This window comes from Silicimonas algicola (genome assembly GCF_003970735.1).
Classification (GTDB): domain Bacteria; phylum Pseudomonadota; class Alphaproteobacteria; order Rhodobacterales; family Rhodobacteraceae; genus Silicimonas; species Silicimonas algicola.
Genome location: NZ_CP034588.1, coordinates 1,520,910 through 1,535,647 on the forward strand (window position 1 = coordinate 1,520,910; position 14,738 = coordinate 1,535,647).

The window sequence follows — 14,738 nt, forward strand, 5'->3', positions numbered from 1 at the left end:
ACGGGACGCCTTGCTTCCGCGGGCGCGACCGTTCATTCATTTCCCATGAGTGTGCCTTTCCCCGACAGCAAGACGCTGGACCGCCATGGCGAGGGCAGGGTCGCTTCGTGAGGATCGCAAGTCACATCAGTCCGCGCTCCGAGACCTTCGCCGAGAACGAGGCCGCGATGCGCGCGCACCTGGCCGAGGCGGAGGCGGCGGCCGAGGTGGCGCTGGCCGGGGGCGGTCAGAGGGCGCGTGAGCGGCACTTGTCTCGGGGCAAGATGCTGCCCCGCGACCGGGTGCAGAACCTTCTCGATCCCGGCTCGCCGTTCCTCGAGATCGGGCTTCTGGCGGCGCATGGTCTTTATGGCGGCGAGATCGCGGCGGCGGGCGCTATTGCGGGCGTGGGCCGGGTTTCGGGGCGCGACGTGATGGTCCTTGCCAACGACGCGACCGTGAAGGGCGGCACCTACTATCCGCTGACGGTCAAGAAGCACCTCCGCGCGCAGGAGATCGCGGCCGAGAACCGGCTGCCCTGCATCTACCTCGTCGACTCGGGCGGCGCGAACCTGCCGAACCAGGACGAGGTCTTCCCCGACCGCGATCACTTCGGGCGCATCTTCTTCAACCAGGCGCGCATGAGTGCCGAGGGCATTCCCCAAATCGCTGTCGTGATGGGCTCCTGCACCGCCGGTGGGGCCTATGTGCCGGCGATGAGCGACGAGACGGTGATCGTGCGGAACCAGGGCACGATCTTCCTTGCCGGACCGCCTCTCGTGAAGGCGGCGACGGGCGAGGAGGTGACGTCCGAAGATCTGGGTGGCGGCGAGATGCACACCCGTCTGTCCGGTGTGGCCGACCATCTGGCCGAGGACGACGCCGATGCGCTTCGGATCGCGCGGCGGATCGTGGCGAACCTCGGCCTGGAGACGGCGGCGGCGATCCGGCGCGAGACGCCCGAGGACCCGGCCTATGACCCGGCCGAGATCATGGGCCTTGTCTCGGCCGATCCGCGCGTGCCCTACGACATCCGCGAGGTGATCGCGCGCATCGTCGACGGCAGTCGGTTCGACGAGTTCAAGACGCGCTTCGGCGAGACGCTGGTGACGGGGTTCGCCCACCTTCACGGCATCCCTGTGGGGATCGTGGCGAACAACGGCGTCCTCTTCTCGGACAGCGCGCAGAAGGGGGCGCACTTCATCGAACTGTGCAGCCAGAGGAAGGTGCCGCTGGTCTTTCTTCAGAACATCACCGGCTTCATGGTGGGCCGTCAGGCCGAAGAGGGCGGCATCGCACGTCACGGGGCGAAGATGGTGACGGCGGTTTCCACCACCGCCGTGCCCAAGGTGACGATGATCGTCGGCGCGTCTTACGGCGCGGGCAACTATGGCATGGCGGGGCGCGCCTTCGGACCGCACTTCCTCTGGTCCTGGCCGAACAGCCGTATCGCCGTCATGGGGGGCGAGCAGGCGGCGCGGACGCTGGCCATCGTCAGGCGGCGGGCGATGGAGGCGCGGGGCGAAAGCTGGTCCGATGCCGAAGAGGCGGCCTTCCGCGCACCGACCGAAGAGATGTTCCGCTCCCAAAGCCATCCGCTTTACGCTTCGGCCCGACTCTGGGACGACGGCATCGTCGATCCCAGGAAAAGCCGCGAGGTTCTGGCGCTGTCGCTGTCGGCCACGCTCAACGCGCCGATCGGGGACACCCGCTTCGGCCTCTTCAGGATGTGAGGCGCCATGCCGGTTACGGTCTTCACGGGAGACATCACGACGATGAAGGTCGATGCCATCGTCAACGCGGCGAATCCGTCGCTTCTGGGCGGAGGCGGCGTCGACGGCGCGATCCACCGGGCGGCCGGACCGGGGCTTCTCGCGGAGTGCCGGACGCTCGGCGGCTGCGAGACGGGGCAGGCCAAGCTGACGTCCGGATATGACCTTCCGGCGAAGTATGTGATCCATGCCGTGGGACCGGTCTGGAGAGGGGGCGACGCCGATGAGGAGGAGCTTCTCGCCTCGTGCTATCGCGTCTCGCTGATGCTGGCCGAAGCGGCCGACTGCGAGTCCATCGCCTTCCCGGCGATCTCGACCGGCGTCTACGGCTTCCCCGTCGGGCTGGCCGCGAAGATCGCGGTCGAAGAGGTCGCGGGATCGCCTCTCGACGTGCGGCTGGTGGCCTTCGGTCCCGAGGCCGAAGCGGCGCTGAAGGCGGCGATGCGCGAGGAAGGGCTCGATGCCGATTAGGAAGCTCCTGATCGCGAACCGGGGCGAGATCGCCTGCCGCGTGATCCGCACCTGTCGTGAGTTGGGGATTGCGACGGTGGCCGTGCATTCGGACGCCGATGCAGGCGCGCTGCATGTCCGGATGGCGGACGAGGCGGTGCGGATCGGTCCCGCGCCTGTCGCCGAGAGTTATCTCCGCGCCGAGGCCATCCTCGAGGCCGCGCGCGCCACGGGGGCCGATGCGATCCATCCCGGCTATGGTTTCCTGTCGGAGAACCCGGCCTTCGTCGAGGCTGTCGACGCGGCGGGGTTGACCTTCGTCGGTCCTCCCGCCTCGGCGATCCGCGCCATGGGACTGAAGGACAAGGCCAAGGCGCTGATGGAGGACGCCGGCGTGCCGGTCGTGCCCGGTTATCACGGCGAGATGCAGGACGCCGCCTATCTTGCCGGAAAGGCGTCCGAAATCGGCTACCCCGTGCTCATAAAGGCGCGCGCGGGCGGCGGCGGGAAGGGGATGCGGCTGGTCGAGCGTGACGGCGACTTCGCCGAGGCTCTGGAAGGCGCCCGGCGTGAGGCTCAGGCGAGCTTTGGCGACCCTGCCTGCCTCGTCGAGAAATACATCCAGACCCCGCGTCACATCGAAGTGCAGGTCTTCGGCGATGCACACGGCAACGTCGTTCACCTCTTCGAGCGCGACTGCTCGCTTCAGCGCCGGCACCAGAAGGTGATCGAGGAGGCGCCTGCACCCGGCATGACGCGAGAGTTGCGCCAGCGGATGGGGGACGCCGCCGTCGCCGCCGCCCGCGCCGTGGGCTATGTCGGCGCGGGCACGGTCGAGTTCATCGTCGATGGCGCGCGCTTTCCCGACCCCGACGCCTTCTGGTTCATGGAGATGAACACCCGCCTTCAGGTCGAGCATCCGGTGACCGAGGCGGTGACGGGGCTCGACCTGGTGGCGCTCCAGATCGCGGTGGCGGAGGGGCAGGCGCTGCCCTTTTCGCAAGGCGACTTGCGGCTGACGGGACATGCGGTGGAGGCGCGGCTCTATGCAGAGGATGCTTCGGCGGGCTTCCTTCCCGCGACGGGCCGTCTCGATGTGCTGCGCTTCGGCGGGGGCGTCCGGGTCGACACCGGCGTGGAGGAGGGCGACGCGGTGACGCCCTTCTACGATCCGATGATCGCCAAGCTGATCGCGCATGGTCCCGACCGGGCCAGTGCGGTGCGGTCGCTTGTCCGCGCGCTGGACGAGACGCTTGTTGCGGGGTCGGTGACGAACCGGGGTTTCCTGTCGCGGCTTCTGTCGGACGAGGACGTGGCGGCGGGACGGGTCGACACCGGACTGATCGCGCGAAAGGGCGAGACGCTGACGGCAGAGCCCGAGGCGGAGGCGCTGGATTTCGCCTTGGCGGCGCTGGCCGTTCTGACTTCGGGCGACCATGCCTTCCGCGACTTCCGCCTCTTCGGTCCGGCGCGGCAGTCGGTGGCCTTCGAGACAGGCGGCGTCACGGTCGAGACGGACGGCGCGCGGCGGTCGGTCGAGACACCGTTCGGGTCGGTCGCCTTCGAGTGCGTGACGCGGGAGGGCGAGCGCCTTGCCTTCGTCTCGGGTGGCGTCTCCGGGGTGGCAGGAGCGGTGATGACGCGAAGCGGCGTCCTCGTCCGCCGCGACGCCGGGCAGCATCATTTCGCCTTCGCCACGGACAAGGCCGGTGCGGGGGCGGCGACGGCCGACACCGTCCTCGCGCCGATGCCGGGGCTTGTCACTCAGGTCCGCGCCGAGGCCGGGCAGGAGGTGGCCGAGGGCGACACGCTGGCCATCCTCGAGGCGATGAAGATGGAGCATAGGCTCACCGCGCCGCGCGCGGGGCGGGTGGCCGAGGTGACGGTGGCAAAGGGCGCGCAGGTGGCGCAGGGCGACCTTCTGGTGCGGCTCGACCCGGCCGAGGATTGACCCCGGCCCGCGAGCGGGCAGAGTGTCGGCGAGACAGCGGAGGAACCCATGTCCGATCCCATCTACATCTGCGGCGCGGCGCGCACCCCCTTGGGCGCTTTTCAGGGCGCTTTCTCGGGCGTGCCTGCGACTGAACTGGGCGCCCGCGCCATCGCGGCGGCACTGGCGGATGCGGGTCTCGCCCCGGACGACGTGGGCGAGGTCCTCATGGGCAACGTCCTGTCTGCCGGTCTGGGACAGGCACCCGCCCGGCAGGCGGCACTTGGCGCTGGGCTGCCGGCGTCGGTGCCCTGCACGACCGTCGCCAAGGTCTGCGGCTCGGGCATGAAGACGGTGATGCAGGGCCACGACGCGATCCGCGCGGGCTCGGTCGGCTTGGTCGTGGCAGGCGGGATGGAGAGCATGACGGGTGCGCCCTACCTGCTGCCGACGGGCCGGAGCGGGGCGCGGATCGGGCATGTGGGGCTGATGGACCACATGATGCTCGACGGGCTCGAGGACGCCTATGACATCGCCCCTAACGGCACCCGCCGCAGCATGGGCTCCTTCGGCGAGGACTGCGCCGAGAAGTACCAGTTCACCCGCGGCGACCAGGACGCCTATGCCATCGAGAGCGTGACGCGGGCCAAGCGTGCGTCTGAAGACGGGTCGTTCGACTGGGAGATCGCGCCGGTCACGGTCAAGGGGCGCAAGGGAGACACGGTCGTGTCGCGTGACGAGGGGCCGGACCGCATCGATCCCGCGAAGATCCCGTCGCTGAGACCCGCCTTCCGCAAGGACGGCACCATCACGGCGGCGTCCTCGTCCTCGATCAACGACGGGGCTGCGGCGCTGGTGCTGGCGTCAGCGTCGGAGGCGGAGCGACTAGGATTGGAGCCGATAGCGCGGATCGTCGGCCATGCGGCCTATGCGGGCGAGCCTGGATGGTTCACGACCGCCCCTGTCTACGCCAAGCAGCGGCTGTTCGAGACGACCGGCTGGTCGACCGACGACGTGGACCTCTTCGAGATCAACGAGGCCTTCGCCTGCGTGCCTATGGCGTCGATGCGCGAGCTTGGCATCGAGCACGAGCGGCTGAACGTCAACGGCGGCGCGGTGGCGCTCGGCCACCCCATCGGGGCTTCGGGTGCGCGGATCCTCGTGACGCTTCTCGGCGCGATGCGGGCGCGGAACGCAAGGCGCGGCGTGGCCTCGATCTGCATCGGCGGCGGCGAGGCGACGGCCATCGCGCTGGAACGGGTCTGATGGCGCGGCGGATCGGCGTCTTCACCGGCAGCCGGTCGGAATACGGGCTGTTGCTGCCGGTCCTGCGGGCCATCGACGCGCATTCTGCGCTGGAGCTCGTGCTGATCGAGGGCATGGGCCGCGACCCCGCCGACGCGCCCGAGTTCAGGGCTGCGGCGACAGTGCCTGTGAAGCGCGACGATGAGAGCGCAGCGTCGACCCCTCGCGCCATCGGGCGGGCGGTCCTGGGCGTGACGGATGCTCTGGAGCGGCTGAGGCCGGACGCCCTGGTGATCTACGGTGACCGCTTCGAAGCCTTCGCGGCGATGATCGCGGCGACCCAGATGAGGGTGCCGACGGCGCATATCGAGGGGGGCGACCTGACGCAGGGCGGGACGCTCGACGACGTGGTGCGCCACGCGATGACGAAGCTCGCGCATATCCACTTCACGACGAACGCCGAGGCCGCGGGGCGGGTGCGGATGATGGGCGAGGAGCCCTGGCGCATCCACGACGTGGGGTTCCCGCCGATCGACCTGATCCGGACGGGGGACTTCGCGCCGCCCGGGCGGGTCGTGGAGGAGCTGGGACTGGACGAGGCGAGGCCGCTGGTCCTGTTCACGCTTCACCCGATCAGCACCTCGCCGGACAAGGCGGGGGAGGAGATTGCGGCCTGTCTCGACGCGCTTGAACGGGCGCGGACGGACCTCGGGGCGCAGCTTGTCCTGACCCATCCGAACGGCGATCTCGGCTCGGCGGCCATCGTCGCGGCGCTGGAGGGGGTCGCGGGGCGGGACGGCGTCACCCTGCGGCGAAGCCTCGGGCGATGGCTCTATCACGGCGTACTGAACTGGTGCGGGCGCGTCGGGCGCGGTGTCTGCGTCGGCAATTCGTCGTCCGGTCTGAAGGAGACGCCCGCCTTCGCCTGTCCCGCCGTCGACATCGGCCCGAGGCAGGACGGGCGGCTCAGGGGCGAGAACGTGCTGCACGTGCCCTGCGAGGCCGATGCGATCTTCGGCGCGATCCGGACTTCGCTGACGGATGAGGCCTTCCGTGCGCGCGTGGCGGCGGCGGAGAACCCTTATGGCAAGGGGGATGCCGGGCCGTCCATCGCGCGGGTGCTGGCCGGATTGGATCTGGGCGATCCGGGATTGGTGGCCAAGCGGACGGTCTTTCCGGAAAGGTGAGAGTGGGGGCTCTGCCCCCACACCCCGGGATACTTGTGGACCAGTGAAAGCCGAAAGGTCAGTCGAACTTCGGCAGCCCGTTCACCCGTGCGATGAAGTCGGCCAGCATCGGGACGTAGCGGTCCGCTTCTCCGGCGGCGTCCATCGCGGCGAAGGCGTTCTTCACCGCCGACTGCATCGGGTTCACCGCGCCGACCGAGACGGCGAGGTTGGCGAGATAGGCCATGTCTTTGTGCGCGTTGGAGATCGAGAAGCGGTGCGCGTTCTCGTCCTGCTCGAGCGTCCATTTCATGAAGGTCTCGTAGAAGCCGTTCGACAGGCGGCCGGGGCGGATGACGCTGTCGACCTGCTGCGCCGTCAGACCCGACTTGCGCGCGATGGCCAGCGCCTCGGCGTAGAGGGCGGCATAGCCCATGCCGATGAAGTTGTTGATGAGCTTCATCTTGTGGCCGAGGCCCGTCGGTCCGAGGTGGACGATGACGCCGGCCCAGGTCTCGATCACGGGCCTGATGCGGTCGAAGACCTCCGGATCGGCGCCGACCATGGCGTCGAGCGTCCCGGCCCAGGCTTCCTTGGGCGTGCGCGAGAGCGGCGCGTCGGCGAAGTGGCCCCCGGCGGCCTTCGTCTCCTCGGCGAGGGTCAGGGTCGAGACCGGGTCGGAAGTCGAGCAGTCGACGATGACAGCGCCGGGTCGGAGGGCAGAGAGGAGGCCGGTGTCGCCGCGAAGCGTCGCCTCGACCTGGGGGCTGCCGGTGACGCAGAGAAAGACGATGTCGCAGGCCTCGGCCATCTCGCGCGGTGTCGAAACCTCGACGGCGCCCCGACCGATCAGGTCGTCGACCGCCTCGCGCTTGCGGTGCGCCATGACGCGAAGGGGATAGCCCTTCTCGACGATGTTCTTCGCCATGCCGTGACCCATGAGGCCAAGTCCGATGAAGCCGATGGTGGGGTCTGTCATGCCGCTGCCTCCCTGTAGAGGAGGACATTGTTCACGGAACGGCGCGGGGCATCAAGCGATGCCTCAGGTGATGAAGCCGATGCCCGCACAGGTGATGCAGCGGCAGACCTTGCTGCCGTAACAGGCGGTGCAGCGGATGTAGACCGGTTCGCCGAGCGCGCTGCGGCTGGTGGCGGTCCGGCCTTGCCCGCCGCAGGACCGGCAGGCAGACCGCCCCGTTCCATGGCAGCGGTGGCAGCGCCGCTCGACCGGCTTCTCCGGACGCGGCTTCCGGTACGGTCGTTCCAGTTCGAACATGGGTGGCATCCTCGCCGATTATGACCCGCCGGCGAGGATTTTGCGGCAATGCGTCAGCAATGTGGCGGCATTGAGGTGCGATGGCGGCAGTTGCCGCAAAGTCATCCTACCCGCGTTCGATGAAGCCCTTCATGCGCGCCAGCGCCTCGCGAATGTTGTCCTGCGAATTGGCGTAGCTGAGGCGGATGTAGCCCTCGCCCAGGATGCCGAAGTCGGGGCCGCCGATGGTGGCGACGCCCGGCCCTTCAAGGAGGTCGGAGGCAAGTTGCTTGGCCTTCCGGCCCGTCGCCTTGATGTTCGGGAAGGCGTAGAAGGCGCCCTTGGGCACGATGCAGGAGACGCCCTCGATCCCGTTCAGCAGGTCGACGACCAGTTTCCGGCGGGCGTCGAACTCGGCCACCATCTTTCCGACCGCGTCCTGCGGGCCGGTCAGCGCTTCAAGTGCGGCGTATTGCGAGGGCGCGTTGACGCAGGACCAGCAGTTGACGGCGAGCTTGCGGGCGTTGTCGTAGAGCTTCTGCGGCCAGACCGAGTAGCCGAGGCGCCAGCCGGTCATGGCATAGGTCTTGGACCAGCCGTTGAGCAGGATCAGGCGGTCGCGGATCTCGGGGTAGTTCAGGAGCGTGACGTGCTCCTCGCCGTCGTAGAGCATCTGGTCGTAGATCTCGTCGGACATGATGGCGACGTCGGGCCAGTCGGCGAGACCGGCGACCAGCTTGTCGACTTCGGCCTTGGGCGTGACACCGCCGCAGGGGTTGGCGGGCGAGTTGACGATGATGAGGCGGCTCCGGTCGGTGAGGAGGCCGAGGGTTTCTTCGGCCGAGAAGGCGAAGCCGTTCTCCTCGCGGATCGGGATGGGGATGGGGGTGGCGCCGGTGAACTCGATCATCGAGCGATAGATCGGGAAGCCGGGGTCGGGGTAGAGGATCTCGGCCCCCGGTTCGCCGAACATCAGGATGGCGGCGAACATGGTGACCTTGCCGCCGGGGACGATCAGCACGTTGTCGGGGCTGACCGTCGCGCCGAAGCGTCGGTCGAGGTCGGCCGCCACCGCCTCGCGCAGGGGCAGGATGCCGGTCGCGGGGGTATAGCCGTGGTGTCCGTCGCGGATCGCCTTGATGGCGGCCTCGGTGATGTTGCCGGGCGTCGGGAAGTCGGGCTGGCCGATGCCGAGGTTGATGACGTCCTTGCCTTTCGCGGCAAGGGCGCCGGCGCGGGCGAGGACGGCGAAGGCGTTCTCTTCGCCGATGCGGTCGAAGCCGGGAATGGTGTGAAGCATGTTGACCTCGGTGTCAGGCTGTGTGGCTGGCGCCGGGGGAGCGCTGCTCCCCCGGACCGCCTCGGCGTATTTCGGGCAGGATGACGGACATCAGTAGGTCGCGCGGCCGCCCGAGATGTCGAAGACGGCGCCGGTTGTGAAGGAGCATTCCTCGGAGGCGAGCCAGGCGACCATGTTGGCGATTTCCTCGACCTCGACGAAGCGGCCGCGGGGGATCTTGGACAGCATGAACTGGATGAATTCCTCGGTGAGCTGTTCGAGGATCGGCGTGTTGGCGGCGGCGGGTGTGACGCAGTTGACCGCGATATCGTGGGTCGCGACCTCCTTGCCGATGGCCTTGGTGAAGCCGATGACGCCCGCCTTCGAGGCGGCGTAGTGGCTGGCCTTGGGGTTGCCTTCCTTGCCCGCGACCGAGGCGATGTTGACGATGCGCCCGTAGTTCTGCGCCTTCATGGCCGGAATGACGGCCTTGTTGGTGTGGAAGGTGCCGGTCAGGTTCACCGCCATGATGCGATCCCACATCGCGGTGTCGTAGTCCTCGACCAGCGCCACGTTGCCCGCGATGCCGGCCGAATTCACCAGGATGTCGATGCGGCCGAAGCGGGCGAGGGTCGCGTCGCGGGCGGCCGCGACGGAAGCCCAGTCCGCCACGTCGCAGGTGAAGGCCTGGGCATCGCCGTCGATCTCGCGGGCCACATGCGCGGCCTTGTCGGGATCGAGGTCCCAGAGAGCGATGGTCGCGCCCGAGACGGCGAGACGGTGCGCGACGGCGCGGCCGATGCCCATTGCGCCCCCGGTGACGACGGCGATGCGGCCGTCGAGATCGTATCGGTTCATGTGTCCTCCCCGCGGGGCAGGATCGCGCCCCGGTGCTGCACTACTTGTGAGGCAAGCGCATGGCCTGCCGCAAGGGCTTCCGCCTCGGAGACGCCGGTGAGGCGCGCGCCGAGGTATCCGCCGTTGAAGCTGTCGCCGGCGGCAGTCGAGTCGACGACACGCGGCGCGGGCGGGCAATCGGGGCAGGTGGCGCCAGAGAGCGAGAGCGGCCCCTCGGCGCCCCGCTTGAGCGCGCCCCCCGCTACGCCCCAGCCGTGGAGGCGGTCGATCACGGCCTGCGCGTTTTCGTCGCCGTAGAGCGCGATCTCGTCGTCGAGGCTCGGCAAGCCGATGTCGCAGGTGCGCCAGGCGCGCTCGATGGCGTCGCGCGCGGTAGCCGCGTCGGGCCAGAGGCGCGGGCGGTAGTTCGAGTCGAAGATGACGCATCCGCCGTCGGCGCGGTAGTTTGCGAGCCAGTCGAGGAACCGCCCTCTCGCCTCGTTGGGCAGGACGGCGATCGAGATGGCGGAGTGGTAGATGACGTCGAACGTCGCCATCGCCTCCAGGTCCGGGCCCGGCGCGTCGAAGTAGGTCCGGTAGGCCGAGCGGTCGCGCCAGTAGTGGAAGGACCTCTCGCCGCCCGCGTCGGTCGAGATGGCATAGAGGCCGGGCAGGCGGTCGTCGCTTTCGGTGACGAAGTCGTCCGAAATGCCTTCGTCCCGCAGCCTCTCGCGGATCATCGCGCTGAAGCGGTCGCGGCCGAGGCGTGTGGCGTAGGCGACCTCGAGTTCGGACGCGGAGCGCTTCAGGTAGACGGCGGTGTTGTAGGTGTCGCCCGCAATGCCGACCGAGGCCCGCGTCGGGTCGGCCGCCTCAAGCGACAGCTCCACCATCACCTCGCCCAGGCAGAGGACGCGCGTCATCGCCGCCGCTCCCGCCACCAGATCAGGAGACCCGAGGCGATGATGATGGACGCACCCACCAGGGTCGGCATGTCCGGAACGGTGCCGAAGACGATGAAGCCCGCGATGGTGACGTAGAGGATGAAGACATAGGAGAAGGGCATAAGCACGCCCGCCTCGGCATGGGCGTGGGCGCGCGAGAAGATTTCATGCCCGGCCCAGGCCGAGACGCCGATGCCGAACATCAGGCACCAGCCGAGAGCCGTGTCGGGCGAGGTCCAGGCGGCCAGGGCGAAGGGGGCCAGGACGACGGTGCCCACTGCCCCCGCCGCGACCTGCATGGTCTGCGTGGCGATCCGGCCCGAGAGCTTGCGGGTCAGGATCGAGAACAGCGCCAGGCCCGTCGCGTTGCCGAGGACGAGGAGCGTCGCCCAGTGGAATTCGGCGCCGAAGGGGCGGATGACGATGACGACGCCGATGAAGCCGAGGACCACGGCAAACCAGCGCCAGGGGCCGACCCTTTCGCCCAGGAGCGGCACGGCAAGGGCGGTGACGAGGATGGGCGAGGAGTTGGCGATGGTCGCCGTCACCGTCAGCGGAAGGTACTTGAGCGCGATGAAGTTGAGGATCGTCGTCATCACCAGAAGCGAGCCGCGCACGACGACCAGCATCATGTCGCCCCGGCTGTGAAGCCCCGCCACGCTGCCGCGCGCGAGGCCAACCCCCACCGACACCGCCAGCGAGACGGCATAGCGCAGGAAGGCGAGCTGGAGCGCGGGAATGCCTGCCAGCACCAGCCATTTGACGGTGGTGTCCGTCACCGCAAAGAACGCCCAGGTCCCCAGCATCATCAGGATGCCGAGGCCGATGCGGTCGTCGCGGATGTCGAGGGCGGGTGCGGCCATCCTCAGCCGAACCAGCGGGCGTAGCTGTCGACCATCTGGGGCACGAGATCGTCGCCGTGGCCGTCCTCGACGGCGCGGCCGATGGCCTCCTTGGCACCCTTGGCCATGATCGAGCTGCGGCCGAAGTCGCTGACCATCCGGTCGTAGTAGCTGACGTCCTTGAGCGCGTTGCGGACCGAGAAGGACAGCTTCGTGGGGTCTCCGTCGACGGCGTAGGCCTTGATGAAGTCCATCATGCCGGACCCGTTCGGACCGGCGGACAGCACGTTGTAGAGGCTTTCGCGCGGGACGCCGGCGATGTCGCAGGCGGCGAAGGCCTCGGAGAGCGCGTTGACCGAGGCCATGGCGTAGAAGTTGTTGATAAGCTTGATCGTGTGTCCCGCGCCGAGGGGCCCCAGGTGGAAGATGTTCTCGCCCAGGTCCTGAAGCACGGGGCGCACCCGCTCGAAGGTCGCTTCGTCGCCTGCGCCCATGATGTTGAGCTTGCCCTCGCGCCCGTGGGTCGGCGTCCGGCCGAGCGGCGCGTCGAGCATGGTGGCGCCCTTCGCGGCGACCTCTTTGCCGAGGGCCACGGTCGAGCCGGGAAGCGAGGTGCCGAAGTCGATCACGACCATGCCGTCGGACAGCCCGGCGATGACGCCGTCTTCGCCCCGCATCCGCGCCTCGACGTGGTCCGAGGTGCCCATGCAGAGCATGACGATGTCGGCGGCTTCGGCCAGATCGCGGGCCGTTGCGGCCTCGTTGGCGCCCCGCGCGGTGGCGGCGTCGACGCCGGTGCGGTTCACGTTGCCAAGGACGGTGAGGGTGTGCCCCTTGTCCAGAAGGCGCTGCACCATGGCCGAGCCCATGAGCCCAAGTCCGATGAATCCGATGTGTGTCATGGGGTCGTCTCCTCTGCTGTTTCCGTGGTGAGCGCGGCCGCCATCCGGCCAAGCTCGTCGCTGCATTTTGCGCCCGAACCGTTGCCGCCTGCCGCCACGATGAGGCGGGGCGAGAGGCGGCGGATCTCGAGGACGCGCGTGTCGGTCCAAGTCGTGACGCAGGGCGCGATGTGGCGGCTCTCGAAGGCGAGGCCGGGGAGGAGGCGGCGGATCGTGTCGGTCAGGTGGTGACCGATCTCGACGCTGCCGCCGTTTCGAAACCACGCGCCCACGGCGTCCTGATCGGGAAGGAGCACGTCCTCGGGGTCGCCACCGAGCTTCAGCCAGACCTTGCCGTCGGGATAACGGATGGGCGGCAGGACGTAGATGGAGTCGGGCGAGTCGTAGACGAAGGAGGGCATGTCGCGGAGGCGTTCGTCCTCGGCGGGGCCGATCTCGTGGAAGGCGACGGTGCGGGCATAGACCTCGAGGACGGCGGCGCGGCCGAGGACGGCGTCGGTCCAGCCTCCCGCCGCGACGATGACGCGGTCGGCGGAGTGGGAGGTGTCGGCGGTGCGGACGCGTCCGTCGCCGACCGAGACGGCTTCCTGCGCGATGATCCGGGCGCCTGCCCGGCGCGCGGCCTCGGTCTGGGCGGCGACGAGGCGGCGGGGGCTGATGTGGCCGGCCTTGGGTTCGTAGACACCCGAGAACCCAGCCGGGAAGGCGAGGCAGGGAAAGCGGGATTTCAGGGCGTCGGGGGAGAGGTCGTCGAAGGCGAATGACAGGCCCTCCCGGCCCTTGGCGACGGCCTCCATGTAGTCTGGGCCGCCCGCGACCAGCGAGCCCGAGGCGGTGAAGAAGGGGATGCCGCTCTGCGCCTCGATCTCGGCGTAGCGCGCGATGGAGGCGTGCGAGACGCGTGCGAAGAAGGGGCGGCGGTCGTTGACGCGGGTGATCCGGCCCTCGTCGTAGTGGCTGCCGAAGACGCCGCGGTGGTCCTCGAAGCGGGGTGGTTCGTCGGGACCGATGAGCGTGACGTCATGGCCGGCGCGGGCGAGGTGACGCGCGGCGGCAGAGCCTATCAGGCCGCGTCCGACGATGGCGATCTTCACGGCGCGGACGGCAGGGTCGCCGCCTCCACCGCGAGGGTCAGCTTCAGCGTGCGCCGTCCGCTTGCCGCGTCGTTAAGGGGCTGGGTCTCGCCCCGGCAGACGGCGGCGAAGTGTTCGAGTTGGCGGATCAGTGGCACGCCGTCGGGGGCGGGGGCGTAGTGCGGCGCGGGGGCCTGCGACCAGTCCTCGGCTCCGGTCCAGACGCGGAGGGAGGGGAACTCGACCGCGCCTTCGGTGCCCGTGATCCTGAGCGAATCCTGTCCCGTGGTGGCAATGTTCGGGTTCTCTCCCGTGCCGTGTTCGAAGCCCCAGGGCGAAGGCGTGGTATCGGCGAAGGCGATGGTGGCGGTGAGGCCGGACGCGAAGGCGAGGACCGCGCCGCCGGATTCGACGCGCGCGGTCTGACGGACGGGGTTCGCTCCGAGGCCAGCGACGCCGGTGACCTCGCCGAAGAGGTGCCGAAGGAGGTCGATCTCGTGGCAGAGGTTGAGGCGGACCGGCGCGCCGTCGGCACTCTGGCGCCATGTCACCTCGAAATAAGGATCGGGTTTGCGGACGGCCCAGATCAGGCTGGCGAGGATGGGCTGTCCGATTGCGCCCGAGGCGATGACGTCCTTCAGGGCGGCGACGCGGGGATGGAAGCGGCGGTGGTGACCGGTGAGGATGTGGACGCCTGCCTTGCGCGCGGCCTCGATCATGCGGTCGACGGCGGCGAGGTCGGGGGCGAGGGGTTTCTCGACGAGGGCGTGGAGACCCCGCGCGGCGGCTTCGAGGAAGACCGGTTCATGGAACTGCGTCGGTGTCGCGATGACGATGCCGTCGGCTTCGGCGTCGCAGTCGGCCAGCGAGGCGAAGCCTGGGGCGTCGAAGGCGGCTCGCAGCGCGGGGTCTGGTTCGATCACGCCGGCGAGCGTCAGGTCGGGATGCTCGGCGATGTGGGCGGCATGTCGGCTGCCGATCAGGCCCGCACCGGCCACGAGGAGGCGCGTCACCGGGCGCGGCCCCCGGCCAAGGTTTCGCATGCGAAATTCGCGGCGTCCCGG

General features: G+C 69.2%; 14 protein-coding genes. 5 read left to right on the plus strand and 9 right to left on the minus strand.

The genetic code is table 11. The annotated features are described in order from the left end of the window. Window positions 1-167: 167 nt before the first annotated feature. Genes EF888_RS07635 through neuC form a run of 5 tightly spaced genes read left to right on the plus strand, consistent with a single transcriptional unit; the run spans window position 168 to window position 6,563 of the window. On the plus strand, window positions 168-1,712 hold the full coding sequence (locus tag EF888_RS07635; RefSeq protein WP_109760132.1) for a carboxyl transferase domain-containing protein: 1,545 nt from the start codon (window positions 168-170) through the stop codon (window positions 1,710-1,712). Window positions 1,713-1,718: 6 nt separating this feature from the next. After that, the gene (locus EF888_RS07640; protein WP_109760060.1) at window positions 1,719-2,222 is read left to right on the plus strand and encodes an O-acetyl-ADP-ribose deacetylase; all 504 of its coding nucleotides are present in this window, start codon (window positions 1,719-1,721) and stop codon (window positions 2,220-2,222) included. Next, window positions 2,212-4,152: an acetyl-CoA carboxylase biotin carboxylase subunit gene (locus EF888_RS07645; protein WP_109760059.1), complete on the plus strand. Its 1,941-nt coding sequence runs from the start codon at window positions 2,212-2,214 to the stop codon at window positions 4,150-4,152. Before EF888_RS07640 ends, EF888_RS07645 begins: the two co-directional genes overlap by 11 nt. Window positions 4,153-4,200: 48 nt before the next feature. Then, entirely contained in the window at window positions 4,201-5,397 is a 1,197-nt protein-coding gene (locus EF888_RS07650; protein WP_109760058.1) for an acetyl-CoA C-acyltransferase, read from the plus strand. Continuing rightward, the gene (gene neuC, locus EF888_RS07655; RefSeq protein ID WP_109760057.1) at window positions 5,397-6,563 is read left to right on the plus strand and encodes a UDP-N-acetylglucosamine 2-epimerase; all 1,167 of its coding nucleotides are present in this window, start codon (window positions 5,397-5,399) and stop codon (window positions 6,561-6,563) included. Before EF888_RS07650 ends, neuC begins: the two co-directional genes overlap by 1 nt. A 58-nt stretch (window positions 6,564-6,621) precedes the next feature. Here neuC and EF888_RS07660 read toward each other — a convergent pair whose 3' ends face one another. From EF888_RS07660 to EF888_RS07700, 9 genes are all read right to left on the minus strand, one after another. Beyond that, the gene (locus tag EF888_RS07660; RefSeq protein WP_109760056.1) at window positions 6,622-7,521 is read right to left on the minus strand and encodes an NAD(P)-dependent oxidoreductase; all 900 of its coding nucleotides are present in this window, start codon (window positions 7,519-7,521) and stop codon (window positions 6,622-6,624) included. 63 nt (window positions 7,522-7,584) lie between these two features. After that, on the minus strand, window positions 7,585-7,818 hold the full coding sequence (locus EF888_RS07665) for a hypothetical protein (RefSeq protein ID WP_109760055.1): 234 nt from the start codon (window positions 7,816-7,818) through the stop codon (window positions 7,585-7,587). Between the two features lie 106 nt (window positions 7,819-7,924). Further along, window positions 7,925-9,097: a pyridoxal phosphate-dependent aminotransferase gene (locus EF888_RS07670; protein ID WP_109760054.1), complete on the minus strand. Its 1,173-nt coding sequence runs from the start codon at window positions 9,095-9,097 to the stop codon at window positions 7,925-7,927. 90 nt (window positions 9,098-9,187) lie between these two features. Then, a complete protein-coding gene (locus EF888_RS07675) occupies window positions 9,188-9,934 on the minus strand; it encodes an SDR family NAD(P)-dependent oxidoreductase (RefSeq protein WP_109760053.1) in 747 nt (248 codons plus the stop codon). Next, window positions 9,931-10,836 (minus strand): sugar kinase, encoded by a 906-nt coding sequence (locus tag EF888_RS07680; protein ID WP_109760052.1) that lies wholly within the window; start codon window positions 10,834-10,836, stop codon window positions 9,931-9,933. Before EF888_RS07680 ends, EF888_RS07675 begins: the two co-directional genes overlap by 4 nt. Further along, a complete protein-coding gene (locus EF888_RS07685; protein WP_109760051.1) occupies window positions 10,833-11,720 on the minus strand; it encodes a DMT family transporter in 888 nt (295 codons plus the stop codon). The genes EF888_RS07680 and EF888_RS07685 overlap by 4 nt, the downstream gene beginning before the upstream one ends. 2 nt (window positions 11,721-11,722) lie before the next feature. Beyond that, window positions 11,723-12,601, minus strand: a complete 879-nt coding sequence (locus tag EF888_RS07690) for an NAD(P)-dependent oxidoreductase (RefSeq protein WP_109760050.1) — start codon at window positions 12,599-12,601, stop codon at window positions 11,723-11,725. Further along, entirely contained in the window at window positions 12,598-13,695 is a 1,098-nt protein-coding gene (locus EF888_RS07695; protein ID WP_109760049.1) for an NAD(P)/FAD-dependent oxidoreductase, read from the minus strand. The genes EF888_RS07690 and EF888_RS07695 overlap by 4 nt, the downstream gene beginning before the upstream one ends. Then, a complete protein-coding gene (locus EF888_RS07700; RefSeq protein ID WP_241239839.1) occupies window positions 13,692-14,717 on the minus strand; it encodes a Gfo/Idh/MocA family protein in 1,026 nt (341 codons plus the stop codon). Before EF888_RS07700 ends, EF888_RS07695 begins: the two co-directional genes overlap by 4 nt. Window positions 14,718-14,738: the final 21 nt, after the last annotated feature.

What these genes read in the sequence shown, in the direction of transcription:
- EF888_RS07675 (WP_109760053.1), bottom strand. Translation starts at nt 9,934, where the DNA reads ATGAACCGATACGATCTCGACGGCCGCATCGCCGTCGTCACCGGGGGC.
- EF888_RS07665 (WP_109760055.1), bottom strand. Translation starts at nt 7,818, where the DNA reads ATGTTCGAACTGGAACGACCGTACCGGAAGCCGCGTCCGGAGAAGCCG.
- EF888_RS07650 (WP_109760058.1), top strand. Translation starts at nt 4,201, where the DNA reads ATGTCCGATCCCATCTACATCTGCGGCGCGGCGCGCACCCCCTTGGGC.
- EF888_RS07700 (WP_241239839.1), bottom strand. Translation starts at nt 14,717, where the DNA reads ATGCGAAACCTTGGCCGGGGGCCGCGCCCGGTGACGCGCCTCCTCGTG.
- EF888_RS07635 (WP_109760132.1), top strand. Translation starts at nt 168, where the DNA reads ATGCGCGCGCACCTGGCCGAGGCGGAGGCGGCGGCCGAGGTGGCGCTG.
- EF888_RS07645 (WP_109760059.1), top strand. Translation starts at nt 2,212, where the DNA reads ATGCCGATTAGGAAGCTCCTGATCGCGAACCGGGGCGAGATCGCCTGC.
- EF888_RS07670 (WP_109760054.1), bottom strand. Translation starts at nt 9,097, where the DNA reads ATGCTTCACACCATTCCCGGCTTCGACCGCATCGGCGAAGAGAACGCC.
- EF888_RS07690 (WP_109760050.1), bottom strand. Translation starts at nt 12,601, where the DNA reads ATGACACACATCGGATTCATCGGACTTGGGCTCATGGGCTCGGCCATG.
- EF888_RS07685 (WP_109760051.1), bottom strand. Translation starts at nt 11,720, where the DNA reads ATGGCCGCACCCGCCCTCGACATCCGCGACGACCGCATCGGCCTCGGC.
- EF888_RS07640 (WP_109760060.1), top strand. Translation starts at nt 1,719, where the DNA reads ATGCCGGTTACGGTCTTCACGGGAGACATCACGACGATGAAGGTCGAT.
- neuC (WP_109760057.1), top strand. Translation starts at nt 5,397, where the DNA reads ATGGCGCGGCGGATCGGCGTCTTCACCGGCAGCCGGTCGGAATACGGG.
- EF888_RS07680 (WP_109760052.1), bottom strand. Translation starts at nt 10,836, where the DNA reads ATGACGCGCGTCCTCTGCCTGGGCGAGGTGATGGTGGAGCTGTCGCTT.
- EF888_RS07660 (WP_109760056.1), bottom strand. Translation starts at nt 7,521, where the DNA reads ATGACAGACCCCACCATCGGCTTCATCGGACTTGGCCTCATGGGTCAC.